The sequence below is a fragment of the Streptomyces niphimycinicus genome, assembly GCF_018883605.1.
GTDB classification, from domain to species: Bacteria; Actinomycetota; Actinomycetes; order Streptomycetales; family Streptomycetaceae; genus Streptomyces; species Streptomyces niphimycinicus.
This window is the reverse complement of sequence record NZ_JAHLEM010000815.1, coordinates 1-5603: the sequence shown is the minus strand read 5'-3', so window position 1 is coordinate 5603 and position 5603 is coordinate 1. Positions and strand designations below refer to the sequence as shown.

Here is a 5603-nt window from a genome sequence, read left to right as displayed (position 1 = left end):
CCACGGGTCGTCGGCCGGAGCGCCGCCGCCCTGCTGACCGCCGCCGGAGTTGCCGGGGCCGCCGCCCCAACCGCCTCCGCCGCCCTGGCCGCCGCCACCGCCGTAACCACCCTGACCACCGCGACCGGTGGTCTTGGTGACCTTGGCTGTGGCGTTGCGCAGACTGGCGCCGACCTCGTCGACATCCAGCTCATAGACCGTGCGCTTGATCCCCTCACGGTCCTCGTAGGACCGCTGCTTCAGACGACCCTGCACGATGACGCGCATGCCGCGCTGAAGGGACTCGGCCACGTTCTCCGCGGCCTGCCGCCACACCGAGCACGTGAGGAAGAGGCTCTCGCCGTCCTTCCACTCGTTGGTCTGCCGGTCGAAGGTACGGGGAGTGGACGCGACGCGGAACTTCGCGACCGCCGCACCGGACGGGGTGAAACGCAGCTCGGGGTCGTCGACGAGATTGCCGACGACCGTGATGACGGTCTCGCCTGCCATTGGGGGAACCTCTCGGCGGGTACTGCTGGGCTGCTTGCTACTCGTTGCGATACGGCCCCGATGACCGCTGAACGCTTACGCGTCAGTGGGTCTCGGGACGGAGGACCTTGGTCCGGAGGACCGACTCGTTCAGGTTGAGCTGACGGTCGAGCTCCTTGACGACCGCGGGCTCAGCCTGTAGGTCGATGACCGAGTAGATACCCTCGGGCTTCTTCTTGATCTCGTACGAGAGACGACGACGGCCCCAGGTGTCGACCTTCTCGACCTTGCCTTCGCCCTCACGGACGACGGAAAGGAAGTTCTCGATCAGCGGGGAGACAGCGCGCTCCTCGAGATCGGGGTCGAGGATGACCATCACCTCGTAGTGACGCATGTGGAACCCACCTCCTTTGGACTCAGCGGCCACGGTCGTTCCGTGGCAGGAGGGTCGTGATGCGTATCCGCTTCGGCGCCTGTGCAGACACCACCGCGGACGGTACACAGTACCTGGCTATGGCCTCCCGCTTGAAATCCGGGCGTCTTAGCCCGCAATCTGTACACATCGGGTGTGAGCGGCATTACAGTTCGCCGCTTTGCGCTATGTGCCTACCTGGAGGTGCCCTATGGCACAGGCAGCACGACCCCATCACGGCTTGCTCTCCTTCCTGGACACCGATGGCAAGTCGCATCCCGTTGAGAACGCTTTCGCCGTGACCACGCTGGTGATCGGGGCGATCGCCTTCGTCACGGCTCATTTCGCGCAGCTCCACCTGGTCAGCTCATGGACCGGGCTGGTCGGAATGATCACCGGCGCCTGGGGCCAGTTGATCTCCGCGACCACCGGTGAGCGGTTCGTGCTGATCATCGGACTCGGTGCCGCGGGGGTCGGCTTCTACCTCGGCATGGCACATGGCGGACTCTTCGGCGGCGTGCTGGGCTGAGCCCGCCCGGAGCCTGGTTGCCCCCAGGCCCGAACGGGGCGCGTCCCGGTCGCAGTAGGCTTCGGCGCGAGAGCCGGAGCCCCGACCCTGGGGACACACCTGCCGAGGAGCGCCCCGCATGAGCCTGACCCTGAGGACGATCAGCCGAGAGCAGCATCTGGCGTATATCCAGAGCCTGCCCGCGGCAAGCCACATGCAGGTCCCGGCATGGGCTGACGTCAAGTCGGAGTGGCGCTCGGAGAACCTCGGCTGGTTCGACGCCACGGGCCAGCTCGTCGGCGCCGGCCTCGTCCTCTACCGGCAGCTTCCCAAGATCAAGCGCTATCTCGCCTATCTCCCCGAGGGCCCGGTCATCAACTGGTACGCGCCCAACCTCGAGGACTGGCTGCGGCCGATGCTCGCCCATCTGAAGCAGCAGGGCGCGTTCTCCGTGAAGATGGGACCGCCGGTCATCATCCGCCGCTGGGACGCCACCGCTATCAAGTCGGGCATCCAGAACCCCGACGTCAAGCGGCTGCGCGATGTCGAGGCCACCTTCATCGAGCCGCGCGCCTTCGAGGTCGCCGACCGGCTGCGCCGCATGGGCTGGCAGCAGGGCGAGGACGGCGGGGCCGGCTTCGGTGACGTCCAGCCGCGGTACGTCTTCCAGGTGCCGCTGGAGAACCGCTCCCTGGAGGATGTCCACAAGAGCTTCAACCAGCTCTGGCGCCGCAACATCAAGAAGGCCGAGAAGGCCGGTGTCGAGGTCGTCCAGGGCGGCTACGAGCATCTGCCCGAGTGGCAGCGGCTCTACGAGATCACCGCGGAGCGCGACCACTTCCGGCCGCGCCCGCTCGGCTACTTCCAGCGCATGTGGACGGCCCTCAACACCGAGGACCCCAACCGGATGCGGCTGTACTTCGCGATGCACGAGAACGAGGTCGTGGCTGCGGCCACGATGCTGATCGTCGGAGGCCATGTCTGGTACTCCTACGGCGCCTCGGCCAACCACAAGCGCGAGGTCCGGCCCTCGAACGCGATGCAGTGGCGGATGCTCCGCGACGCATACGCGCTGGGCGCGACCGTCTACGACCTGCGCGGCATCAGCGACTCCCTCGACGAGACAGATCATCTCTTCGGTCTGATCCAGTTCAAGGTGGGCACCGGTGGGCAGGCTGCCGAGTACCTCGGCGAGTGGGACTTCCCGCTCAACAAGCTCCTGCACAAGGCACTCGACATCTACATGTCGCGACGCTGACCACGATTCGCTGTTTCCCATACTTCCAATACACCGCGGCAACGAGAAAGGTTCCGGGACCGGTCAATGGCGCTCACCCTCTACGTCGACACCGCGCGCTGGCGGGCGCACCAGCAGACGGTGATCCAGCAGTTCCCAGGGATAGTCCCGGTCTGCAAAGGCAACGGCTATGGCTTCGGCCATGAGCGCCTGGCCGAGGAGGCGGCCCGCATGGGCAGCGACGTCCTCGCGGTCGGGACCACCTACGAGGCCGCCCGGATGAAGGACTTCTTCAGCGGTGACCTGCTCGTGCTCACCCCCTTCCGGCGCGGTGAGGAGCCGGTGCCGCTGCCGGACCGGGTGATCCGCTCGGTCTCCTCGGTCGACGGCGTCTACGGCCTGGTGAACGCGCGTGTGGTCATCGAGGTCATGAGCAGCATGAAGCGGCATGGCATCACCGAGCAGGACCTGCCCAAGCTGCACGCCGCGATAGAGAACGTCCGGCTGGAGGGGTTCGCCATCCACCTCCCGCTCGACCGCACCGACGGCCTGGACGCGGTCGAGGAGGTCATCGCCTGGATGGACCGGCTGCGGGCGGCACGGCTCCCGCTGCACACCATGTTCGTCAGCCACCTCAAGGCCGAGGAACTGGCCCGGCTTCAGCAGCAGTTCCCGCAGACCCGCTTCCGGGCGCGCATCGGCACCCGGCTGTGGCTGGGCGACCACGATTCGACGGAGTACCGGGGCTCGGTGCTCGACGTCACCCGGGTGGCGAAGGGCGACCGCTTCGGCTACCGCCAGCAGAAGTCCGCCTCCGACGGCCATCTGGTCGTCGTCGCGGGCGGCACCTCGCACGGCGTCGGTCTGGAGGCGCCCAAGGCGCTGCACGGGGTGATGCCCCGCGCCAAGGGGGTAGCCCGCGCCGGCCTGGCGACCGTCAACCGCAACCTCTCGCCGTTCGTATGGGCGGGCAAGCAGCGGTGGTTCGCCGAGCCGCCGCATATGCAGGTGTCCATCCTGTTCGTGCCCGGCGATGTCCAGGCACCCCAGGTGGGGGATGAGCTGGTGGCGCATCTGCGGCACACCACGACCCAGTTCGACCGGCTTTTCGACCGCTGAGGCCGCTGAGGCCGCGCCGCCGGGAGAGGTCCCCGTCCGGGACTCACTCCCGGTGGACACCCCAGTCCACCAGCGCCGGGCCCTCGTACCGGGAAGCGCTCCGCGCCCGTCCCAGCACGAACACGTCCGGGGCGCGGTCCAGCACGCCTCCTCCGGGGTCGTCCGCCCCGTCCTTGCGCACCGGGTCCCGCTCCGGCACCAGCGCGTCCCGGATGATCAGGGCGCACAGATAGAGCGTCCCCAGCAGATGCACGGCGATCGCCAACTGATAGCCCTCGGCGGGCAGCCCCCGGTGCTGGTCGCCGCTGCCCGTGTACGCGAGGTACATCCAGATCCCCAGGAAGTACATGACCTCGCACGCCTGCCAGACCAGGAAGTCCCGCCAGCGTGGCCGGGCCAGTGCGGCCAGCGGGATCAGCCACAGCACGTACTGCGGTGAGTAGACCTTGTTGGTGAGCACGAACGCCGCGACGATCAGGAAGGAGAGCTGGGCCAGGCGCGGACGGCGCGGGGCGCACAGGGCGAGCGCCGCCACCCCGACGCAGGCCAGGATCATCAGCAGGGTCCCGTAGGTGTTGACGTCCTCCAGGGGGTTCCCGGTGCGCTGCGAGATGATCAGCCACAGGGAGCCGAAGTCGACGGGGCGCTCCTGGCTGAAGGTGTAGAACGTCTTCCAGCCCTCGCGGATGTGCAGGCCACCGCCCTGCGTAGTGATCATCACGGGGAGGTTCACCACGAGCCAGGCGGCCACGGCTCCGCCCGTCGCCGTCCAGAAGGCCCGCAGCCGCCCCGCCCGCAGGCAGAGCACCAGCACCGCGCCGAGCAGCAGCCCGGGGTAGAGCTTCGCGGCCGTCGCGAGCCCCAGCAGCACACCGGCGGCCAGCGGGCGGCTGCGGGACCACATCAGCAGGGCGGCGGCCGTAAGGGCGACGGCGAACAGGTCCCAGTTGATGGTGGCCGTGAGCGCGAAGGCGGGGGCCAGGGCGACCAGCAGCGCGTCCCAGGGGCGGCGGCGGTGCGTACGGGCCACACAGACCGCGATGACCGCGGTGCAGACCATGAGCATGCCCGCGTTGACCAGCCAGTAGATCTGCTCACGGTCCTGGATGGAGCCTCCGTGCGGGGTCAGCCAGGAGGCGACCTCCATGAAGAGGCCGGTGAGGACCGGGTACTCCAGGTACTGCATCCCGCCCGAGACGCTGTCCGGTATGCGGTCGAAGTACGGTACGAGGTCGTTGGCGAAGCCGCGGCCGTTGTAGAGGTGCGGTATGTCGGAGTAGCAGGCGTGGGTGTACTGGGCGGTGGCGCCGTAGAACCAGCCACCGTCGTAGCACGGCATCTTCTGCACCATCCCCAGGGCGAACATGCCGATGGCGGCGATCGCCACGATCCGCACCGGGGTCCACCAGCTCGTGCCGAGCAGGGCCCGGCGCCCGGCCGGGCCGCCGATCAGCTCGCTGCCGGCCGCGGCCAGCGGGTCCTCGGCGGTCGGCCTGACGGGCTCGGCCTGTGGGTCCTCGCGCACGCTCATGGCCCCCATCCTGCCGTACGAGCCTGGCGGCAGGAGTCAGGACCGCCCCAGCGGCCGCTGAGCGCGCCGCGGACGGCTCGGCGGGTCCCCCGGGCGGGAAGCGGGGTGCGAGGGGCGCAGAGGGCCGTCCAGGGCCCGGAACGGCGCCGGCCGCGCCGGAGCGGGGTTCGCTCCGGCGCGGCCGGCGAGTGGTGCACGGGTCGTACGGGGCTCGGGGCTAGTCCTTCCGTCGGGCCCCGGTCGGGCCGCCGAATATGCCTCCGGGTCCGCCCGGCGGATCCGAGGTCGGCGATGTGGTCGGACCGCCCGGACCACCGTTCTGGCCGCC

6 protein-coding genes are annotated in these 5603 nt (G+C 69.1%); 3 read left to right on the top strand and 3 right to left on the bottom strand.

Annotated features, from left to right (window positions below; translation table 11 throughout):
- Both KN815_RS43330 and rpsF read right to left on the bottom strand, forming a co-directional pair.
- Positions 1-489, bottom strand: a 489-nt coding sequence (locus tag KN815_RS43330) for a single-stranded DNA-binding protein (RefSeq protein ID WP_216347245.1), incomplete at its 3' end; no start/stop codon positions are given.
- Between the two features lie 82 nt (positions 490-571).
- A complete protein-coding gene (gene rpsF, locus KN815_RS43325) occupies positions 572-862 on the bottom strand; it encodes a 30S ribosomal protein S6 (protein ID WP_014061950.1) in 291 nt (96 codons plus the stop codon).
- Between the two features lie 229 nt (positions 863-1091).
- Between rpsF and KN815_RS43320 the strand changes: the two genes are divergently transcribed.
- The 3 genes from KN815_RS43320 to KN815_RS43310 all read left to right on the top strand — a co-directional run bounded on the left by KN815_RS43320 (position 1092) and on the right by KN815_RS43310 (position 3744).
- Positions 1092-1409, top strand: a complete 318-nt coding sequence (locus KN815_RS43320) for a hypothetical protein (RefSeq protein WP_216347244.1) — start codon at positions 1092-1094, stop codon at positions 1407-1409.
- 118 nt (positions 1410-1527) lie between these two features.
- Positions 1528-2646, top strand: a complete 1119-nt coding sequence (locus KN815_RS43315) for a lipid II:glycine glycyltransferase FemX (RefSeq protein ID WP_216347243.1) — start codon at positions 1528-1530, stop codon at positions 2644-2646.
- 66 nt (positions 2647-2712) lie between these two features.
- Complete coding sequence (locus KN815_RS43310) at positions 2713-3744, top strand: alanine racemase (RefSeq protein WP_078642420.1); 1032 nt, start codon at positions 2713-2715, stop codon at positions 3742-3744.
- A 43-nt stretch (positions 3745-3787) separates the two neighbouring features.
- Here the strand turns inward: KN815_RS43310 and KN815_RS43305 are convergent, their stop codons facing one another.
- Positions 3788-5275, bottom strand: a complete 1488-nt coding sequence (locus tag KN815_RS43305; protein WP_216347242.1) for a glycosyltransferase family 87 protein — start codon at positions 5273-5275, stop codon at positions 3788-3790.
- Between the last annotated feature and the right edge of the window lie 328 nt (positions 5276-5603).

Bases quoted from the DNA above. Each gene is read 5' to 3' on its own strand.
- rpsF (WP_014061950.1), bottom strand. From the start codon at position 862: ATGCGTCACTACGAGGTGATGGTCATCCTCGACCCCGATCTCGAGGAG.
- KN815_RS43320 (WP_216347244.1), top strand. From the start codon at position 1,092: ATGGCACAGGCAGCACGACCCCATCACGGCTTGCTCTCCTTCCTGGAC.
- KN815_RS43315 (WP_216347243.1), top strand. From the start codon at position 1,528: ATGAGCCTGACCCTGAGGACGATCAGCCGAGAGCAGCATCTGGCGTAT.
- KN815_RS43310 (WP_078642420.1), top strand. From the start codon at position 2,713: ATGGCGCTCACCCTCTACGTCGACACCGCGCGCTGGCGGGCGCACCAG.
- KN815_RS43305 (WP_216347242.1), bottom strand. From the start codon at position 5,275: ATGAGCGTGCGCGAGGACCCACAGGCCGAGCCCGTCAGGCCGACCGCC.